18 protein-coding genes are annotated in these 20,741 nt (G+C 43.6%); 15 read left to right on the plus strand and 3 right to left on the minus strand.

Annotation, left to right across the window (positions count from 1 at the left end):
* Window positions 1-105 precede the first annotated feature (105 nt).
* The 4 genes from JKM87_RS03435 to JKM87_RS03450 all read left to right on the plus strand — a co-directional run bounded on the left by JKM87_RS03435 (window position 106) and on the right by JKM87_RS03450 (window position 4,259).
* Complete coding sequence (locus JKM87_RS03435) at window positions 106-786, plus strand: response regulator transcription factor (protein ID WP_202077873.1); 681 nt, start codon at window positions 106-108, stop codon at window positions 784-786.
* Window positions 770-2,206, plus strand: a complete 1,437-nt coding sequence (locus JKM87_RS03440; protein WP_202077875.1) for an ATP-binding protein — start codon at window positions 770-772, stop codon at window positions 2,204-2,206. Before JKM87_RS03435 ends, JKM87_RS03440 begins: the two co-directional genes overlap by 17 nt.
* A gap of 172 nt (window positions 2,207-2,378) precedes the next feature.
* Complete coding sequence (locus JKM87_RS03445; RefSeq protein ID WP_202077877.1) at window positions 2,379-3,569, plus strand: S1C family serine protease; 1,191 nt, start codon at window positions 2,379-2,381, stop codon at window positions 3,567-3,569.
* Window positions 3,570-3,797: 228 nt separating this feature from the next.
* Window positions 3,798-4,259, plus strand: coding sequence for a GNAT family N-acetyltransferase (locus JKM87_RS03450; RefSeq protein ID WP_202078095.1), 462 nt, complete (start codon window positions 3,798-3,800; stop codon window positions 4,257-4,259).
* Window positions 4,260-4,283: 24 nt separating this feature from the next.
* Here JKM87_RS03450 and JKM87_RS03455 read toward each other — a convergent pair whose 3' ends face one another.
* On the minus strand, window positions 4,284-5,648 hold the full coding sequence (locus tag JKM87_RS03455) for an MATE family efflux transporter (protein WP_202077879.1): 1,365 nt from the start codon (window positions 5,646-5,648) through the stop codon (window positions 4,284-4,286).
* Between the two features lie 241 nt (window positions 5,649-5,889).
* Here JKM87_RS03455 and JKM87_RS03460 point away from each other — a divergent pair, with 241 nt between their 5' ends.
* From JKM87_RS03460 to JKM87_RS03480, 5 genes are all read left to right on the plus strand, one after another.
* Complete coding sequence (locus JKM87_RS03460; protein WP_202077881.1) at window positions 5,890-6,738, plus strand: M55 family metallopeptidase; 849 nt, start codon at window positions 5,890-5,892, stop codon at window positions 6,736-6,738.
* A gap of 167 nt (window positions 6,739-6,905) precedes the next feature.
* Window positions 6,906-7,475 (plus strand): DUF2589 domain-containing protein, encoded by a 570-nt coding sequence (locus tag JKM87_RS03465; RefSeq protein WP_202077882.1) that lies wholly within the window; start codon window positions 6,906-6,908, stop codon window positions 7,473-7,475.
* A gap of 17 nt (window positions 7,476-7,492) precedes the next feature.
* Window positions 7,493-8,338 carry a hypothetical protein gene (locus tag JKM87_RS03470; protein WP_202077884.1) on the plus strand — a complete coding sequence of 282 codons (846 nt, stop codon included), beginning with the start codon at window positions 7,493-7,495 and terminating at the stop codon, window positions 8,336-8,338.
* A 39-nt stretch (window positions 8,339-8,377) separates the two neighbouring features.
* Window positions 8,378-8,701, plus strand: coding sequence for a hypothetical protein (locus JKM87_RS03475; protein ID WP_202077886.1), 324 nt, complete (start codon window positions 8,378-8,380; stop codon window positions 8,699-8,701).
* Window positions 8,702-8,858: 157 nt separating this feature from the next.
* Window positions 8,859-9,467 (plus strand): DUF2589 domain-containing protein, encoded by a 609-nt coding sequence (locus JKM87_RS03480; RefSeq protein ID WP_202077888.1) that lies wholly within the window; start codon window positions 8,859-8,861, stop codon window positions 9,465-9,467.
* Between the two features lie 97 nt (window positions 9,468-9,564).
* Here JKM87_RS03480 and mnmH read toward each other — a convergent pair whose 3' ends face one another.
* Entirely contained in the window at window positions 9,565-10,638 is a 1,074-nt protein-coding gene (mnmH, locus tag JKM87_RS03485) for a tRNA 2-selenouridine(34) synthase MnmH (RefSeq protein WP_202077890.1), read from the minus strand.
* Window positions 10,639-10,959: 321 nt separating this feature from the next.
* Between mnmH and JKM87_RS03490 the strand changes: the two genes are divergently transcribed.
* From JKM87_RS03490 to JKM87_RS03500, 3 genes are all read left to right on the plus strand, one after another.
* Window positions 10,960-12,432, plus strand: a complete 1,473-nt coding sequence (locus tag JKM87_RS03490; protein ID WP_202077893.1) for a protein adenylyltransferase SelO — start codon at window positions 10,960-10,962, stop codon at window positions 12,430-12,432.
* Window positions 12,433-12,862: 430 nt separating this feature from the next.
* Entirely contained in the window at window positions 12,863-13,756 is an 894-nt protein-coding gene (locus tag JKM87_RS18150) for a YitT family protein (protein ID WP_202077894.1), read from the plus strand.
* Between the two features lie 579 nt (window positions 13,757-14,335).
* Complete coding sequence (locus JKM87_RS03500) at window positions 14,336-14,986, plus strand: SDR family oxidoreductase (protein WP_202077895.1); 651 nt, start codon at window positions 14,336-14,338, stop codon at window positions 14,984-14,986.
* Window positions 14,987-15,272: 286 nt separating this feature from the next.
* Here the strand turns inward: JKM87_RS03500 and JKM87_RS03505 are convergent, their stop codons facing one another.
* Window positions 15,273-15,857, minus strand: coding sequence for a TetR family transcriptional regulator (locus JKM87_RS03505; RefSeq protein WP_202077896.1), 585 nt, complete (start codon window positions 15,855-15,857; stop codon window positions 15,273-15,275).
* A 190-nt stretch (window positions 15,858-16,047) separates the two neighbouring features.
* On the opposite strand from JKM87_RS03505, the gene JKM87_RS03510 reads away from it, so the two are divergent.
* From JKM87_RS03510 to JKM87_RS03520, 3 genes are all read left to right on the plus strand, one after another.
* Window positions 16,048-16,965: an ABC transporter ATP-binding protein gene (locus JKM87_RS03510; protein WP_202077897.1), complete on the plus strand. Its 918-nt coding sequence runs from the start codon at window positions 16,048-16,050 to the stop codon at window positions 16,963-16,965.
* Window positions 16,965-18,572: an ABC transporter permease gene (locus JKM87_RS03515; protein ID WP_202077898.1), complete on the plus strand. Its 1,608-nt coding sequence runs from the start codon at window positions 16,965-16,967 to the stop codon at window positions 18,570-18,572. The genes JKM87_RS03510 and JKM87_RS03515 overlap by 1 nt, the downstream gene beginning before the upstream one ends.
* Window positions 18,573-18,689: 117 nt before the next feature.
* Complete coding sequence (locus JKM87_RS03520; RefSeq protein WP_202077899.1) at window positions 18,690-20,708, plus strand: penicillin-binding transpeptidase domain-containing protein; 2,019 nt, start codon at window positions 18,690-18,692, stop codon at window positions 20,706-20,708.
* Window positions 20,709-20,741 lie beyond the last annotated feature (33 nt).

Genomic DNA, 20,741 nt, shown 5'->3' on the forward strand with positions numbered 1-20,741 from the left:
TTTTATCTGCAGCTCACCTTGACATCGTCCTGACATCAAAGCATGATATAGTTGAAAAATATAGACTGTGACAGCGATAAATCTTCATTGATTGGGGATGGAGCTATGAAACCGATATTGATTGTCGAAGATGATATGGCCATTAGTCAAGTCTTAAAGGCTTATCTCAAGAAGGCCAAATTCAAACCGATACAAGTATTTGATGGACAAGAAGCCCTAGACAGGTTTAAGGAAGTCAAACCGGTGCTCGTGCTCCTAGATGTCATGCTTCCCAAAAAAGACGGATGGCATGTATTAAAGGAATTGAGAGAAATCAGTACCTGTCCCGTTATCATGCTCACCGCTTTAGGTGATGTGAATGATAGATTAGAGGGGTTAAACAGTGGGGCGGATGATTATATTTCCAAACCTTTTGATGGCGATGAGGTCGTGGCTCGCGTTAAAGCAGTCTTACGACGTTCAGAAAAAGATGAGCATCCCGTCAAAAGCTACGGACAACTAGAAATTGATCATCAGGCCCACCGTGTGAAGTTACATGACGAGGACATTGTCTTAAGACCACGGGATTTGTCCCTGTTCCTTTTTTTAGCCGAGCATCCGAATCAGACGTTCAGCAGAGAACAGCTCATTGAACACGTTTGGGGCTGGGAGTACGAGGGCAGTGATAGAGCCGTTGATTTATCTATTAAGCGTATAAGAAAAGCCTTACAGGATTGGTCCGAGTCAGAGGGAGAGATTAGAACACTACGAGGATTGGGGTATCAGTTTAGTGTCTATACAACCTAACAAGAGGAAAATACCACTCCAGCGTTATTGGACGACACGGTATGTTGTCACGCTGGTGGTGGGGCTTGTGGTCATTGCGATCATTTCTGCTATATGGATTCGTCATCAGACGTTAGAACATCGATTAAATATCATGGAGTTTATGGCTGAAGAAACCGTCCACCGCATGGTGAATATAGAGGAACATAGGGTGCCGCCTGAAGCTGAATTACATCGTGTGCTTCGAGAGAGTGGGCGGTATATGGACATGGACAGTCAGCCGTTTATGTATATTGTCAATACAAAAGGAAATGTCCTGTTCAGCAACTTACCACGTAGTCCGTTGGAGCAACAGATACACCCTGCGATCGTGAATAGTGAAGAGGATATCCAAAGTATGACGATTGAAGAGAGTGGAGAGGCGATTTACATTGTCAAAAAGCCGATAGTAGCCGAGGATTTTCTCATCGGTTGGGTCGTACTGATTGAAACAAAAGCGAACTTAACCAAAGTGAATCAAGAGTATCGGCAGTTATCGATTATGATTATCGGACTGGCCTTGCTAGGGTGGGCTGCTATCTATTTTCTATCTAAGAAATTAGCGAAACCGATTACAGGTGTCGCCCAGGCTGCACAACAGGTCAAAGAAGGTGACTATGATATCGATCTTCCGGAAGACGTGCAAGAGAAGGAAGTCTATGACTTAATCCACTCCTTTAAAGATATGTCTCAAAAACTTAAGCAGTTAGAATCCCTCCGAACAGAACTGTTAGCAGGGGTGACCCATGAATTGAAAACACCCGTTACTTCTATCAGTGGTTTGCTTCAAGCGTTAAATGACGGTGTCGTGGAGGAAGAGGAAGCGAAGGAGTTTCTAGAGATTTCGTTGAAAGAAACGGCGAAAATGAAAAAGATGGTGGAGGATTTATTAGCGTTTAATACTTTCGCTGCCAATGCCATCCCTGTTACAACGGAGCCTCACGCTATTGATAAAGTTCTCCAAGACTTTATCCGTCAATGGGAGGTTGTTCACGAAGAAGAGGCTATTCAAATATCACTGAGCTTATTAAATGAACCTATACAGGTGCGTGTTGATCTCATCCGCTTGCAACAAATGATGACCAATCTTTTGACTAACGCCACTCACGCAATGGACGGTGAAGGCACCATAGATATCACATTGGGTAAGACACAACATAACGTTACAATCGATGTCAGTGATAACGGAATCGGTATCCCAGAGGAGGACCAGCCCTTTATTTTTGAGCGTTTTTACCGCGGAGACAATAAAAAGTTTGAAATTGGTGGATTGGGACTCGGTTTACCTTTTAGTAAAATGGTGGCCCAATCGCTTGGGGGAGATCTGACACTCAAAGATAGTACCTCATCAGGAACCACGTTTCGCATCACCTTACCCATCGCTGAATACGAGGATGACTAGACGATGATCGACCTATTAACGACCTATTTAAAACGGTCGTTTTTTTTTTATGTTTTTTCTTTGCTATGCCTGACATTGTCCTGACACACTCAAAGGTTAAAGTAAGGGTATATAAAAGATGTCGTCATGATAAATCAAGTCAATAAAAAAACAGACAAGGAGTAGATGCGCAATGAGTCGAGACAAACAATCCAAATGGAGCATGGTGTTCACGTCCTTAACGGCCGGTGTGATCGGTTCTATGTTAACCTTTGGTGTCGTTACACAAGGGGGCTACCTTAGTGAGGGAGAAAATTCAAGTGCTCAAAGTGTTCAAGAGGAGAGTGCTGGTACAGAGCAAGAAGCGTCGACAAGCCAGGTGGATGTCGAGCAAGTGTCCGCTTCATCTGAATCTCAAGCAGACATGATTGAGCAAACGTCACAAGCGATTGTGGGTGTCACTCACGTTGCTCAGCAACAACATCCGTTTAACCGTAGGGGAGAAGAAGCACAAAACGGAACAGGGTCGGGCGTCATTTACGAAGTCACAGATGATGCTGCTTATATTGTCACAAACAATCATGTTGTGGAAGGTGCGAACGAGATTGAAGTGTCTTTATATAATGGAGAAGTGGTCACTGCGGATGTCGTCGGAAGTGATCCGCTCACCGATATCGCCGTATTAAAAATTGAAGGAAACTATTCTGTAGAGCCGTTGGCGTTTGGTGACTCTGAATCATTACGTACAGGTGAAAAAGTGCTGGCCATCGGAAATCCACTAGGTTTAAATCTATCCCGAACGGTTACACAAGGTATCGTCAGTGCAGTAGATCGTACAATATCAGTGCCGACCTCGGCCGGGGAATGGGAGCTAGAGGTCATTCAGACGGACGCAGCCATTAATCCTGGAAATAGTGGTGGTGCATTGATTAATGCAGCGGGTGAGCTCGTTGGTATTAATAGCTTAAAAATAGCGAACAATGGCGTGGAAGGGCTTGGCTTTGCCATACCAAGTGATGATGTCGCCAAGATTGTTAAAGAACTGACGAATAAAGGATACGTCGAGCGACCTTATTTAGGGGTAGGCTTAGCGAGTTTGTCTGATATTCCATCCTATTACCTACAGGATGTTCCCTCTGATGTGACTGAAGGTGCCATCGTTGTGTCGGTTGACCCATCGTCAGCGGCAGCCGAAGCGGGGCTTCAACCTGAAGATATTCTCGTGTCCATCGATGATCATGCTATTCAGAACGACAATAGCCTGCGGAAATATTTATATACAGGGTTGTCTGTGGGCGATACTGTTACGCTTGAATTTTATCGTGAAGGTGAGTTACAGACGGTCAATGTCACCTTGGATAGTAATGAACAAACACAACAATAGAACAGGGCAAATCTATGACATAGGCGCATTTTAAAAGTAGAAAACCCAACCCCCCTTAAGACTATTATATATTGTCTAAGAGGGGTTTTTATTATGCGCCCGGTATGGCGCGATCTACTTGATTCAAACCGTACATGTCGTGATAGAATAAATGAGACCAAATGAGAAGGACCAATAAAGATAAAACTGATAGGGGGATAAATATCTTTGAACATCAGATATGTCACAATGGTAGATTTACCACAGCTCGTGGCCATTGAACGGCGATGCTTTACAGCTCAGGAAGCGGCGACGGAAGAAGCGTTAGAAAAGCGCATAAAAACCATACCAGACAGTTTTCTTGTGGCGGAAGAAGAAGAGGCCATTGTGGGTTACATTAATGGTCCAGTGATTGAGACGGCGTACATCACGGACGACTTATTTGAAGAGAGTGCGCCAAATCCAAGTGTTGGGGGACATCAGAGCGTCTTAGGTTTAGCCGTGTCCCCACATGCCCAGCACCGTGGTGTGGCAACCGCGTTACTAACCACTTTGGAACAAGAAGCCAAAAAGCAAAACCGTGAAACGATGACACTCACTTGCAAGGCAGTATTAATTCAGTTTTACAAGAAACTGGGGTATACCAACACAGGGGTGGCGGACTCCACGCATGGGGGCGCCACATGGTACAACTTGATAAAAAGGTTATGATAACAAACCTCACCGTCTGTTTTTTTAAAAGCGGTCCAAACTTTGGGCTGCTTTTTTTTGAATGATGCGCAAGCGAATAAGGAAGCCAACAGCGGCGAACGTTAATCCAAGTGTTATGCCGATCCAAAAGCCGAGTGGACCTAGATCGGTATACGCGGATAAAGTGTAGCCTACTGGGATGCCGATGATCCAATACGCTGTCAAAGCGATAAGGAAAGGGATTTGGACATCTTTATATCCTCTAAGTACCCCTTGAAGCCCCGCTTGCAGGGCATCCGACAACTGATAAAAAATGGCAATGATAAAAAACTGTGACGCCACTAAAACCACTTCCGGGTCAGAGGTATAGAGATAAGCAATCTGTTCTCTAAAGAAGAACAGGAAGACCGCAAATAGCCCTAATATACCCATGCCGCCTAAAACACCGAGATACGAATATTGTTTGGCCGCCTCAAGCTTCTTACCCCCTACAGAGTAAGCGACCAATATGGTCAACGCCATTGAAATACTTAAAGGAACCATAAAGATTAAGCTGGTAAAGTTTAAAGCAATCTGATTCGCTGCAATAATGACAGTTGAGAACATCATGCCTATTAATAGCGTTACCACTGCAAATATACTCGCTTCAAAGAATATAGATAGTCCGATGGGCACACCGATTGAGAGCTGATATTTCCAAGCTTGCCATGAAGGTTTAAACCAATTTATAAACAGGCGGTACTGACGAACGGCCTCCACTTTAAACGTCATGAACACACTGATGAGTAAGATAATCCAATACGTTACAGCGGTGGCATAGCCGGCACCAACGCCTCCTAATGCAGGAAGTCCAAACTTTCCAAAAATAAAACCATAGTTGAACAGAGCGTTAAACGGGACAGCCATAAGAATGATGGCCATGGTCATCATCGTTAACCCCTGCGCATCAAAAAAGTTCCGAATGACGTTAAATAAAAATAACGGTATGATGCCCAAAGATAGGCCGACTAAGTAATGGAAAGCAATATAAGAGACGTTCGGCTCTAAAGACATGAAGCCTAAGATAGGTTGGAGGATTAAACTGCCAAGTAATATGACCAATACGGCCAAAATAACGGCTAAGTATAGAAACTGTGTCGCTGAATAAGCGATGTCATCCCGCTTGTTGTTCCCTAGTAATTGGGAAATGATCGGTGTGACAGCGAGTAAAATGCCGTTAATGCCTGTAAAGACCGGTAACCATAAGCTAGAGCCAATAGCAACCCCTGCTAAGTCATCCGTGCCGACTCTACCACTCATTAAAGTATCCACTAAGCTCATGGCATGTAGGCTCACTTGGGTGACCAAAATCGGCCATAGAATAGATATAAACAATATGATTTTTTTTCGTAACGTTTCCGCATGATACATAAAAGTTCCTCTTTCATCACACTAAATCATAGTATGGGTCTTTTTAAAATTGTGCCCATCATGATGCCACTTCATATAGCCTGAAAGGACCCATTAAGATATCTATTATATACCATATGCCAATTAATGTCATGAAGTAAATTCGGTTATATATCATGAAACATGATGCCAACGTAGTATTGATTTATAAAACCATATCAGTCAAAGTAATAATAGAGTTGAACAGAAGGAGAGGATGAACATGAAAATCTTTATTTCCGCCGATATCGAAGGTGTATCGGGTGTGGCGACGAACATACAACTGAAAAAGAATGATGAATACCAACGCTTCCGTAAGCTGATGACTCAGGATGTTAATGCTGCGATAGAAGGTGCCTGTGAAGCGGGTGCGACGGAGATTGTCGTCGCAGATGGCCATGGCAATATGTCCAACATCTTTATAGAAGAGTTAGACCCTCGTGCGCGCCTGATCTCAGGTAATAACCGGGTCATGTGTCAAATGGAAGGATTAGATGATCGCTTTGACGGTGTTTTTTTTATTGGCTATCACGGGCGTGAAGGCGGTTCTGAACGGACCATTATTAACCATACCCTCGCTGGCGTTTGTGTTGAAGAGATGAAAATTAATGGCCAAGTGGTAGGAGAAACGGAAATGAACGCGGGTGTGGCGGGGCACTTTAATGTTCCCGTTCTTCTCGTGTCTGGGGATGATGTTCTTGCCGAAGAGGTAAAGGAGACGCTACCAGATATTGAAACGGCTGTTGTCAAGCGTGGCGTGGATCGTTTGGCCGCTGACTTACTCTCGCCTCAAAAAGCGCAAGCTCTTATCAGAGATAAAGCAAAATTAACTGTACAAAAGGCTAATCGAGTTCAACCGTATCGGGTGGAAGGACCGGTGACGTTTGAGATCACTTTTAAAGGCACAAACCAAGCCTATATGACCACCACGATTCCGTCCGTTGAACTCATTAACCCTAAAACGATACGGTTCACCTGTGAAGATTATGTCAGTGCGTATAAACATATGTGGGGATGCGTGATTATAGGCATGGCCGCAACCAACGGCGTATTAGGGCAGGTTAATGCATAGATCCCAATGTTTCAAATATTGCACCTACATAGTTCTACCGACCTCGTCTTATATAGACGAGGTTTTTACTTTTAGGCTAGCAGGAGCTTAAGGCAGACATATATTAATACGAGCAAAAGCATTGTCAAAATCTCATTTTTATTTTTTATAAGAGGACGGTGAATGTGATGTCAATGCCTATGCAGGTTAAACAGTCTGTGCCATTTAGACACCTCGTGGGTGGGCCATTAATTTCACTTATACAGGCTCAAGCCCAAGCCCTACAAGCGAGCTTAGAATTTATTCAAAGAGTTGGATTTGAACCGGAACAAGAAGAAGACCAACAGAGCGTAGGGAAGGCCAGAACGATGACACTCTCATACGATCATTATGAGTCCAATGGAGAACGGAGAGTCGCTGACGTACAGATTCCGATACTTTCCCTCGTCAATATCCCTTATGTTCGTATTGAAAATACAACCTTTGAGTGGCAGGTAAAAATAACAGATATCAAAGCGGTTCCCATACAACCAGCTGAAGCTGAGGGTAACAAACAACAGGGATTATATGATGACTGGCTATCGTCATCTCCTTACCGACCAGATTTAAGGGCAGCTTACACACCTTATACACAAACCGGCACGTCACATATGAAAGTGAAGATGACGGCTGTACAAGATACCCTACCTGAAGGAACTCAACGCATCCAAAGCAAATTGTCACACCCCATGACATTAAATGAAGAGCACCATGCATAAGAAGGAGTGTTTGCCACATGTCTGATCAAACAAAAACAAATCATCATCCACACGATCCGGACCATCCGAATCACCCGGACCATCCCCATCATCCCCATCACCCCCATAGACCAGTCTCCTTCAAAGATGTTCTAGGCAGTTTCCTTCTTGCGTTAGCAGAGGGAAGGGAAATCTCTGATCAAATGTCCAAATATATGGCCCAACAGTATTTAAATGACGAGACTATGAGAGGCTTCCCAGTCCCTAGACCAGATATTGAAAAAATAGACATGGAACTAAAATTTGCGCTACATGAAGATCCATGTCCTAACGAGGCTGCATTAAGCGATAGGGTGAACAGAACTAGCGTCTATACGAGTTACGCATTAACGACAAGTATGGAGGTCGGTTCACTTCATGACATGCTAGAGGAGATTAATATAGAAGCGATCCGTGCTGAATCAGAGAAAATAACAACGGAACTCATTAAGGACCCTACCTATCTTGTCGGATGTACGCCTTGGGTGTCCGATGTCGATATGACAACTTATGATTTAGATCAAGTGGCACATGACATTCTAGACACCATTCTAAAAAGAAAGTGGGCAAAATTAAGGGATGACAGTGTTGAAGACGTTCAACTTGAGATGAAACGCGTCCTGACACCAACAAAGGACCGTCATGAGGAGGGGATCATTCAGCTGCGTAAAGGGTTGAACAAAGATCCACAACCACTCAAGTTGATGATATTACATGATGATTTAATGCATGTCAGTAAGGATGTGTTATCAACACTTAAGTTAACGTTTAAGATTAAAGATTATGAATGGCATCAAGTCGATATGCAAGATGGTGAACCTGCTTATAAGCTCGTCAGGGAGTAGGCGGTTTAAGGAAATAGTTTGATAGGGGAGGGTGCTTTGATGAGTGACAAAGAACAAGAAGCGATCGTTAAAAATATAGAGGATAATCTAGCGGAGGTCGAAAAAGGTCTTTCACAAATGTATCAAGCGTTAGAGGCCTCTGGGTTTAAAGAGGCGCTGCCAGGATATAAAAAGATGAAAGAGACGCTACAGCATCAGAGATTATTCATTCTTACAACTCAACAAAAGAACCTTGAGCAGCAGTGGAGAGAGGTAGGGGCAACCGCGAAAAAAATAACGGATATATTGTCCCCGTTTACTGAAGTCATGGCGGATATTCACAAACTAGCGTCATATCAACCTCATACCAAGAAGGATAAATAGAGATAGCTCATCAACACATTTAGTTAGAAATAGGTGTTCTCATCGTTTCCCTTCTTTTTTACTCACATATAGTAAATCATATAAGCAAGTCCAAGTTTTCAAGGCTTTAGGGCAAACAAAAATAACTTGCTTATAAAACAACTAGGAGGGGAACGCAATGTCTCGATCAACGGAGCTTTTAGAAGCGATTCCTTTTAGGCATCTGATTGGTGTGCCTTTATCATCCGTTATTGAAGCACAAGCGGAGGCTGCTAAGTCTACCATTGAATTTATCGAAAAGGTAGGTTTTACGGCACCCGATGATAGAGTACAAGTCGATGATCTACAAGAAGCTAGAACGATCACTTTCTCGTACGAGCGTTTGAATGCGGATGGCGCAGAGGAGTCTGTTGAAATTACAGTTCCTGTATTATCCATCGTCCCTGTCCCTTATATCCGGATCGATACCATGGACATTGATTTTAGTGCTAAAATTACGGAGATTATGACAGAAGAGATTTCTAGTTCTACTTTCACAGGGAGCTCCACGAGTGGACGGTTATCATATTCAAAGTGGTTCTCACCAATTAAAGCGTCATTTACAGCTTCTCTAACCCATAATCGCACGAATGAATCATCAAGTGCATCTCGTCTAGGCCAGGAGTATCATATGAATGTTAAGGTCAGAGCGGTGCAGGACAATATGCCAGCCGGGTTATCTAGAGTACTGACTATACTAGAACGTGGCATCATAGAGAAAACCGATGACTCAGGAACGGATGCTTAACAGCTTAAAAACCCTTAAGCCCCTTGCGAATACGCTTGGGGTTTGTTGATATGAATAAAGGTGTGAAAAAGTGAGGTGTGAATAACAGAAGGGATATTTAATGAGTGATATCCCACTTGTCGAGTATGTGTGTAACGTTCTGTTTAACGAGCTGGACCCCTTCATCTAAGCGAGAGATAGATATATGATAGGAGCTCGTATCATACTGCTTAAACGCATGTTTGTAGCGAGGATCATAGTATTCTAGAAGGAGAGAGGAAACAAAGTTCGGGTAATCCTTACGATCAAAGGCTGCTAGGATATCGGCGTATACTTTTGGGGGTATACGTTTCTCTAATCGGGATAATGATTGACGAAATTCATCGTGAAAGGCTTCAAAGGGATAAGTCATGCAAATGGTGTTGACACGAAAATCTAAGTCGGCTTCGATTTGCATGCGGTGGCCATTCTCTTTTCCTTGTAAAATAAAGTCAGGTAGTATGACATTGCCTATGCGTTTACTTTCGGCTTCAATGATAAAGTACGGTGAATCATCCAATTCTTCAAGTCTCGCCCATAGTCGGGTCTCAAATGCTTTCTGGCTTATGGGTGAGCTTCCAATTCCCCCGAATACTGAACCACGATGGTTGGCTAAGCCTTCAATATCTATGACAGGATACCCTTCATGACTCAGCTCATGGAGAATGTCCGTTTTTCCAGTACCCGTTAACCCCTCTATGACAATAAATTTTCTTGGTGAAGAGGCATGCATGTCCAAGGTGCTCGTAACGGCTTGTCTGAATGAACGAACCCCACCGTTAAGCTGAGCAACGGGTAACCCCAACAATGACATAACTGAGGTCAGACTCAAGCTTCTCATACCCCCGCGCCAACAGTACACGATGAGGGACTTACCTTCATTGTCTTGATGTAGCTTTTTAAAAGCTGCATAGAAGTCAGGAAGCTTCGCTGATAGTATCTGAATGCCAAGGTCCTTCGCTTGCTCTTCACCTTCTTGTTTATATAGCGTCCCCACTTGCGCTCGCTCTTCATTATCAAATAAAGGTATGTTAATGGCCCCTGGGATATGAAATTCTTCAAATTCCTTTGGTGAACGCACATCTACGAAAATCGCATTTTCTCTAAGCGCTGCGTTTATATTCATTTTTGGAACGATTAGACTGTTATTCATGACTATCATCCTTTATGTCTGAAAACGATTGTCTTCTATCAAACCTTAATTGAAGTTAATAGTTACCATTATATAGTCAGTTGGGCTAGAAGACAAATTTGAGAGCGAGCCAATATGTAAGTAAAGGGGGTAAGGGGCGAAAAAATTTATTGGGTCACAAGCACATATCAGTGTTCAGCAGAGGTATGATAAAATGGTAAAGGTATACAATAAGAAGAGCCTCCTAGTGCTTTTAAGGATGGGGCGCCATGAGTTAAAAGACTCATTCTCTTACATAATTCATGATGCATATATTTATTTTAGAAGAGAAAAGGGGATACGATGACAAATAGACACACAAACGAAGCAGACTGGCATTTTGACAATACTTATATCGATTTACCTTCATCATTTTTCAGTATGATTGATCCCGTCCCTGTACGTTCACCAGAGCTTACGATCCTCAATGAAGATTTAGCGGCATCCCTAGGATTAGATGATGAGGTATTGCAAAGTGATGAGGGCATAGCCGTCTTTGCCGGAAATAATGTACCGGAGGGGACGAAACCACTTGCTCAGGCCTATGCGGGACATCAATTTGGACATTTTACAATGTTAGGGGATGGTCGTGCGGTCTTGATCGGCGAACACATCACCCCTTCAGGTGAACGCTTGGATATTCAACTTAAAGGATCAGGTCGAACACCGTATTCACGGGGTGGCGATGGACGAGCCACACTGGGTCCGATGTTACGTGAGTATATAATCAGTGAAGCGATGCATGCTCTGGGGATTCCTACTACTCGTGGTCTAGCGGTCGTGACGACGGGGGAGATTGTCTTACGTGAAAAGGAGCTTCCCGGTGCCATTCTGACACGTGTGGCGGATAGTCATATACGTGTTGGTACGTTTCAATATGCAGCCAACATGGGCAAGGATGAGGACTTGAAAAACTTAGCTGATTATACGATTGAACGACATTTTTCAGCCCTAAAAGATGAGAACCAACCTTATCTTGCACTCCTGAAGGATGTGGTGGATCGGCAGGCTTCACTTATCGCCAAGTGGCAGCTGGTTGGGTTTATTCATGGGGTGATGAACACGGATAACATGACCATATCTGGAGAGACGATCGATTATGGGCCTTGTGCTTTTATGGATACGTATGACCCAGCGACGGTGTTTAGCTCTATCGATACGCAAGGCCGTTATGCTTATGGTAATCAGCCCCCTATAGGTGGGTGGAACCTGGCAAGGTTTGCTGAATCGCTATTACCTCTCCTCCACGACGATCAGGAAGAGGCGGTCAAACTGGCCCAGGATGTCGTGTCAGATTACCCCAAGCGGGTTGAGCAGTACTGGCTTAATGGCATGAGAGCAAAACTCGGCCTATTTCATGAGGAAAAAGAGGATAAATCCCTCATACAGGATCTCCTTCGTCTCATGAAGGAACAGGGTGCCGATTTTACCAACACCTTTCGGGCAATCACCTTTGATCAACTTGAGGATACAGATTTGCAGGACGCTTCCGATTTCAAACAATGGTATGAGCAGTGGCAGGTAAGGCGAAACAGGCAGAAAGAATCTGCAGATGACGCTCAGCAGCTGATGAAAAAGAGTAACCCTGCTGTCATTCCGCGTAATCACCGTGTAGAAGAAGCATTGGAAGCTGCAGTGGAACGAGGGGATTATAGTGTGATGACGCAACTGCTTGAAGTATTATCTAAGCCGTACGCGCATACACCGGACCAAGAAGCTTATACCACACCTCCACCACCATCCGATCGTCCTTACCGTACTTTTTGTGGGACGTAATGCTATCGTTTTTGAACACAACGTCAGTTTATGAGGAATCAACGTCTTATGATATAAACGTTACAACGTGAGATATGAGGCAATACGTTCTATGATATAAGCAGTAAAGGGACACCATGTCTTGGTGTCCTTTTTAATTTTGCCTTGGTCACATATCAACATGGCCTTAATGGGGCACGGGAACCGGTCATTGAACGCAACGGCTACATCCTACTTGAACAAATAAATATAGTTATTTAACACACAAAAGCATCAAAGCGTCAAAACAAAAAAGCGTTAATTTGCTTCATTGCTAGAGATAGACTTAAGGCTTATAATCTCAATAGCAGGGGAGAGATAGAAAGTTTCCCATACTTGTAGAGAAGAAAGATAAGAGGAAAAGAGAGAAAGAGAAAAGAGAGAAACATCACAAGGATAGGGGTAGAATATTGTGAATATAGTTAAGAATTACGCATCTTTAGTCGTTGGTACTTTTATCATTGCTTTATCTTTTACAGTATTACAGAGCCCAAATGAGATTGCTTCTGGTGGTTTGACGGGTGCTTCTCTGGTACTCAGTTCTGTCTTTAATGGTTCTCCAGCCACTGTCTTATGGGTCACCACGATTGCATTATTAGTGATTTGCTGGTACTTCTTAGGGGGGCAGGTCATTGTAAAGTCGATCGTTGGCTCCATCTTACTTCCGTCATTTGTTAACCTTACAAGTGGGTTACCTTCACTTACAAACGATCCTCTGTTAGCTTCTATCTACGGCGGATTTGGGGTCGGTATTGGCTTAGTCTTCGTCTTTCAATCTGGCGGGAATGTGGGCGGCTTTACCCTCATTGCGCAGATACTGCACAAAGTAAAGGCTGTTAAACCCAGCACATCGATTTTGTTTATGGACGGTATGGTAATGGTGGCATCAGGTTTTATTTTCTCACCGGAAAAAGCATTGTACGCCCTTGTTGGAGCCTTTGTCACGCGCAAAACGATGGATATCTTTCAAGCGAGAAAAGAGAAAAGTGAGGGATCGAAGGTGGCTTACATCATCTCATCTACAGACTATGAGAGAAGCATAACCAAAGGGGTCCTGCATGGCATAGATATCGGTTTAACGAAAATAACGGGGGCAGGAGGTTATACGGACAGTGAAAGAGTGATCATGATGATGGTCCTAGACCAAGCAAAAGCAGAGGATTTAAGATCCACCGTTCAGGAAATTGACCCCCATGCTTTTATCATACTGTGTGAGGCATCAGAGGTGTTTGGTGAAGGGTTTACGGCACCACCCGCTCATCAACCGACCCATAGCAAAAAATTAACTTCTCCAGACCCAGCCTAGCATTCAATCATTGTACGTGCGGTGCTAGAACCTTGTTAGAATGATGGAGAAGCTATATAGACTGACAGACTTAAGAAATAGAATGGGGTTGCTGCGGCAACCTTTTTTTGTTATTTTAACTTTATTTTGAAAACACAAGAAACTATAATGTAGATATCAGCTTTTATGATATATACGAGCAAAGGGGTGAGTCACCATGACCTCGGTCTATTTTTATATTGGGATTATTGTTGTCATAGCGTTATGTTTTATCTTACAATTCTTTACTGCTTTAGAACATCTCGTCAATCAACGCTATAAATACTATAAAAATGCCAGAAATACTAGCATCGTTTATTTTCTTATTGTCGTTGCGTTTTTTGCATTAATGAGTTTTGTGTGAGTGAGTAATAGTTAGAGGCGTTTTTTCGAGCCCAACGTTTTTACGGAGAATATGGTCTGCCCTTGAGCTCTCTACTTGAGCGTGATTCTTGAAATCATGGCTCTATAGGAGATACGATATAAATAAGCGTTTATGTACATAATAGTTTGTATCCATTCATTTTTAGTTTTGACTTTGACTCAGGAAGGGTGAAGACATTGAAAGTTCTCATTGTTGGCGCAAACGGTCAAATAGGTAAACACCTTGTGTCTTTTATGCAGGAAAATGATAGCCTCGATGCTAAAGCCATGATTCGTAAGCCGGAGCAAGCTTCTTATTTTGAAGACTTGGGGGCTGAAACGGTCGTCGTCGATCTAGAGCAGGATATCGAAACCATTGCAAAAGCGGCTGAGGGCGTTGATGCGATTGTATTCACTGCTGGTTCTGGGCCACATACGGGGAAAGACAAAACCATTATGGTGGATTTGGACGGAGCGGTGAAAACCATTGAAGCGGCTAAAAACAGTGGGGTGAAACGATTTATCATGATTAGTTCGTTTGACACCAGACGTCAAGCGATACTTGATGCATCCCCATCCTTCGCACCCTACGTTGCAGCGAAGTACTATGCCGACGAATGGTTAAGGCAAACGGATCTGGACTATACGATTATCCACCCTGGTTTATTAACAAACGATAATGGAACGGGACAGATAGAAGCAGCATCCGAAGTGGCGCGAGGGGAAATCCCTAGAGAGGATGTGGCACGTGTCATCGAGGCATGTTTAGAAAATGACGCTACGATAGGTAAGGAATTCCAGGTCGTGAGTGGGGACCAGCCTGTTAAGGAAGCTGTCAAATCTATATAGGTCTCTAAACGGTAGGAACAACACGTTAAGACTTTCGCCGTTACTTAAGACAATTTGCCGTTATGGTGAATTGTCTTTTGTTTATGACTCAGCAATAAAGGATGGTTTAAAAAAGATGGTGTATGAGCAAATACAGTGTGAGCAAATTTATCACCGAAAAACAGCAGTTTGATACGGTGGTTCGTAACAAACTGCTGTTTTCTCATATTTTCATACTGCATCCTTCCACACATACTTCCATATCTCCATACATATTCACATCCTTCGCATACTTCCATTCACTCATTCATTCATCCCTTTTACCAACGATGCCATAAAAGAATATCTTTGTAATATCTTCAGTAACGGGCAATACTTTTTGATACACATCCTTCTGTAGCATAGCGTCTTTCAACATGTTGATATAAAACAGAATAGCCTCATTAGATAGATCACGATCAACATAGCCTTGTTCCTTGCCTTCATTAAATAAATCAGTAAAATGAGGTAGGACCTTTTGGGCATAAATTTTTTGAATATAATCACCACTCGAGAACTCGTACATTAATGATTGATAGAACTCCTCGTTTATATCCCTAGCGACTTGCGTTTTATTAAAAATCAATTGCTTTATTTTTTCGGGAAAAGGATGATCACTGTGAACGACTTGTTCATACTCTGCTAACGCCTTGTCTACATAATAATTGAATACTGCATGAATCAAATTATGTTTGCTCTCAAAATAATTATAAATCGTCACTTGAGAAACCTTTGCTTCCTTTGCAATTTCGGCAATCGACACCTTTTGAATACCGTGTTTCATAAACAAGGATAAGGCTGCATTTAATATGTCTTTTTTCTTTCGTTCTCTACGTCGTTGAAATCCATCCACTGCTCTCACCTCATTCATAAGTGTAATAAAAAATATGTAATAAAACAAACAAAATATTTCATAAATTATTGTCAAAGCACTAAATATCTTATATTATGAAATAAAAGGGATAATAAATTTCATAATTATGACCTTAGGGGTAGACATTTTATACCTAAGGCAAAAGATCAAAAAGATGAGGAGAATGGAAATGACCATCTTAAAAACGACGAACATCACAAAAAGGTTTGGCTCGTTTAAGGCTTTAAAAGGCGTGAATCTCGAAGTAAATGAAGGGGAGATCTACGGTTTTATTGGTCCTAATGGTGCAGGAAAATCCACCACGATTCGTATCTTGCTTGGCATATTGAAAGCAACATCAGGGGAAGCAAAGATTTTTGGTAAGGACGTGTGGAAGGATGCGGTCGACATCCATAAGCGTTTATCATACGTCCCTGGGGATGTGAATCTTTGGCCCAATCTAACGGGTGGAGAGGTTATCGATTTATTGATGTCGTGTCGTGGAACCAAACACAAGTCGCGACGTAATGAATTAATAGAAAAGTTTAACTTAGATCCATCCAAAAAATGCCGAACCTATTCAAAGGGGAATCGTCAAAAGGTAGCTTTAGTCGCCGCTTTCGCAGCGGATGCTGATTTATATATTTTAGATGAACCGACATCCGGGCTTGATCCCTTAATGGAACAGGTGTTCCAAGAGTGTGTGATGGAGGCAAAACGAGAAGGAAAAAGTGTCTTACTGTCCAGCCATATCTTATCTGAAGTTGAAAAACTGTGTGATAAAGTGGGGATTATTCGGCAGGGGGAAATCATCGAAACGGGAACGTTAAAAGCGTTACGTCATTTAACTAGAACCCATCTCCTGGTTGAAACAAAACAACCGATACCCGCTATAAATGAGCTCGGAGGTGTGTATGACATAGAAGAAAGAGATAACGCTCTGACCTTCCAAGTTGATGCGGATGAGCTAGCCGCTGTGATCCAATATGTGAGTCAATTCCAGGTGGAGAGGATAGAAAGCGCACCGCCTAAATTAGAGGATTTGTTTATGCGCCATTATAAAGACGTCGGTCGCCCATCAGATGCAGGGGTGGGAGGTGGGTCCTAATGTGGGTTCAGCTGTTTCATCACACTGGTAAAATGATACGACTCATCGTTCGGCGAGATCGTATGCGTCTGCCCATATGGCTTATCGCCCTAACGGTTATCACAGTCATCTCGGCATCATCCTTGGCCGGTGCGTTTCATTCACAAGAAGAACGACAGGCGATCGCTGAAACGATGAAAAATCCAGCTGTAACCGCCATGGTGGGCCCTGGTTACGGAGTAGACCATTATACTGTAGGGGCGATGATGGCTCACCAGATGCTGCTATTCACGGCGATCGCAGTAGCCATCATGAGTATTTTGCTCGTGACACGTCACACACGGACAGATGAAGAGGAGGGACGAATCGAATTTATTCGATCCCTTCCGGTAGGACGTTTATCCAATGTGAGTGCAACGGTCATCGTTTTATTTATTACCCATGTGCTCCTAGCTTTGACCATAGGCTTTGGATTGTTTGCTTTAGGTTTTGAGAGCATGGATTTACATGGTTCTCTCTTATATGGCGCTGCTTTAGGTACGACCGGCATGTTCTTCACCGGCGTCACCGTTTTGTTTGCCCAAGCTTCAGGAAACACGAGGGGAACGATAGGATTCTCTTTTGCTGCGTTATTGATCGCTTACCTTATCCGTGCCATTGGGGATGTCAGCAGTGAGGCCCTGTCCATGCTTTCTCCATTAGGCTGGATTTTACGCACTGAAGTGTATGTGAGTCATATCTGGTGGCCCGTATTTTTAACGGTTGCCAGTGCATTGATTTTAGTAGGCATCGCTCTTTATTTAAATGCGATTCGAGATTTAGGTGCGGGCATCATTCCTTCACGCCCGGGTAGACGACACGCCTCAAATTTTTTGCTTAGTCCACTAGGTCTACCATTTAGATTGCAGAGGACAGGGATTATCGCCTGGGCTATTGGTATGTTACTGCTAGGCTTATCTTATGGGTCCGTCTTCGGAGATTTGGAAACATTCTTGAACAGTAATGACATGATGAGAGAATTATTACAGCCTATGGAAGGCTTATCTCTAACGGAACAATACTTAACGATGCTCATGTCGGTCATCACAATTATAAGTACGATTCCTCCATTAATGATTCTGTTAAAGCTTAAGGGAGAGGAAAAACGACAACATACTGAACAAATGCTAGCGTGTGCTGCCGTCTCTCGGTCGAGATTATTGGGAAGCTATTTCATCTTATCCATGATTATGGGATTTGTCGTGTTATGCCTTGCTAACATCGGTTTGTGGTCTGCCGCTACCGCCGTAATGGATGACCCTATTTCTTTTGCTACAATGTTGCAGGCATCCATGGTTTACTTACCCGCTATATGGGTGATGATCGGGGTTACGGTTCTATTACTAGGCTTCCTACCAACTTTCGCGAGCATCACTTGGTTATATCTAGGGTATTCCTTTTTAGTCATTTATTTAGGTGAATTGCTTCAATTCCCTGATTGGATGGGGAAATTAACGCCGTTTGGCCATATTCCACAGCTGCCAGTGGAAGAATTTGACGTGATTCAAGTCATTGCGGTCACATGTATAGCTATCGTGCTCGTTATCAGCGGATTTATTGGCTACAAACGACGTGACATCGGAGCATAAAATTCTGGACTCGCATCTTTGGCGAGTCTTTTTTTTGACTTGATAAGACTTACACCCGTAGGCTATAATGTATTACACATGTAAGATTTATTTGTTATACGGGAGGCAGGGTGGAAGATGAAGACATTTGGCGTTTTTATGCTTAGTTTATTACTCATATTCCTTTTAACGGGGTGCACAGAAGAGATCAAACCAGAAGATGTGTTAGAAAGTTATATCACGTATTGGGAGCAAGGGGATTACGAACAAATGTATGGCCTTATCTCCGAGTCTAGTCAAGCTGTCACAACGAAGGATGAATTCGTTCAGCGATATCGCACCATTTACGAAGGAATCGACATGAGTGATCTGGAGGTCGCAGCAGTATATAACGATGATGAGGAGGAGGAAAACAGTGAATCGGCCGTCCAATCGTTTCCTTATCAGATGAAGATGGGAACCGTAGCTGGACCGATAGATGTAGAAGGTACCGTTAAAATGACTAAAAACAAAGAAACGAACGAGTGGAAAGTGACATGGACCCCGTCCTTGCTGTTTCCGTCGATGACAGGAGAGGATAAGGTCATCGTTCGTACAATAAAGGCCGATCGAGGAGAAATCTATGATCGTAACGGTCAAAAGCTTGCTAAGAATGGCAGCATCGAAGAGCTCGGGCTTGTTCCTGGCCAGATGGGGGAAGAGAAAGAGCGCACGATCACTGAACTTGCAGAAAGACTGTCCGTTACCAAGTCGTTTATTCACGATAAGCTTGCCGCTCCGTGGGTGGAAGACGATCTTTTTGTGCCTATCGTTAATGTGACGAAAGATCGGGAAGACCTCGACTTTAGTGATTTACAAGGCGTTACGAAAAGACAGAAGAACGCAAGAGTATATCCTTACGGAGAATCGGTCGCTCATCTAGTGGGTTACATAAGAGAAGTCTCTGCAGAAGATATCGAGGAAAACCCCGACAAGAAACTTAAAGCGGGTGACACGATTGGCAAAGCAGGGTTGGAACAGATATATGAGGAGCGGTTAAGAGGACAGAACGGCGTTCAAATCTCAATCGTCAAAGCCAATGGTCAGCATAAAGAAACCCTTGCAAAGAACGATCCAGTACACGGGGAAGACGTGCACTTGACCATCGATGCACGACTTCAGCATTTGATCTATCAGTCTTTGGACGGTGACGCAGGATCAGGGGCGGCGATACACCCCCGGACGGGTGAAATCCTGGCATTGGTCAGTAGCCCGGCCTATGATCCGAACGCATTCATTCAAGGTCTTTCTACAGAACAATGGACGACGTGGAACGAAGATCCGAAAAAGCCCCTGATGAATCGGTTTACGAGTCTTTACGCTCCCGGCTCCGTCTTCAAGCCAATTACCGCCGCCATCGGCATAGAGCTGGGGGTCAGTGCCGCCGACGAGCTGAGAACCATCGATGGATTACGGTGGTCTAAGGACGAAAGCTGGGGCAATTATTACGTCAAACGGGTAAAGGATGTCCCTGTCGAAACCCTTACGGATGCCATCATGTATTCGGATAACATCTATTTAGCGCAAGAGGCGATGGAGATCGGCGCGGAGGCTTTCACCAGAGAAGCAGAGACATTCGGTTTCGGATTAGAGCTACCGATCGCTTACCCGTTTCCTCAAGCGAGTTTATCCAACGAGGGAATAACGAGTGACATCTTATTGGCGGATTCTGCATACGGACAAGGACAGGTTCAGATGACCCCGTTGCACCTGGCTTTGGCGTATACCCCGTTTATTAACCGTGGGGAACTGATCAAACCGGTGCTAGAACTTGCACAGGACGTGGAGCCGGTGAGCGAAGCGTGGGGCAAAATTATAGATTCTGAAACGGCGGATACGGTGAACAACATGCTGCTTGAGGTTGTGGAAAATCCCGAGGGTACGGGACACGGGGCAACCATAGAGGGTCACCGTATTGCCGGTAAAACGGGTACCGCGGAACTAAAAAGGAGCAAAGAGGAGGAAGGACAAGAGAACGGATGGTTTGTCATGTATGATGCGGAGCAAGAGGATCTATTAGTGACCGTCATGATCGAAGATGTGCAACATCGCGGTGGGAGCGCTTATGTCCTACGGAAAACGGCTGCGGTTGTTCGAGAGTACTTTAACGCTCAGTAGTCCAAGGCGAGCGTAAATCGTTTGGTGAAGGAC

Origin of the sequence: Caldalkalibacillus salinus (genome assembly GCF_016745835.1) — a bacterium.
Lineage (GTDB): Bacteria > Bacillota > Bacilli > Caldalkalibacillales > JCM-10596 > Caldalkalibacillus_A > Caldalkalibacillus_A salinus.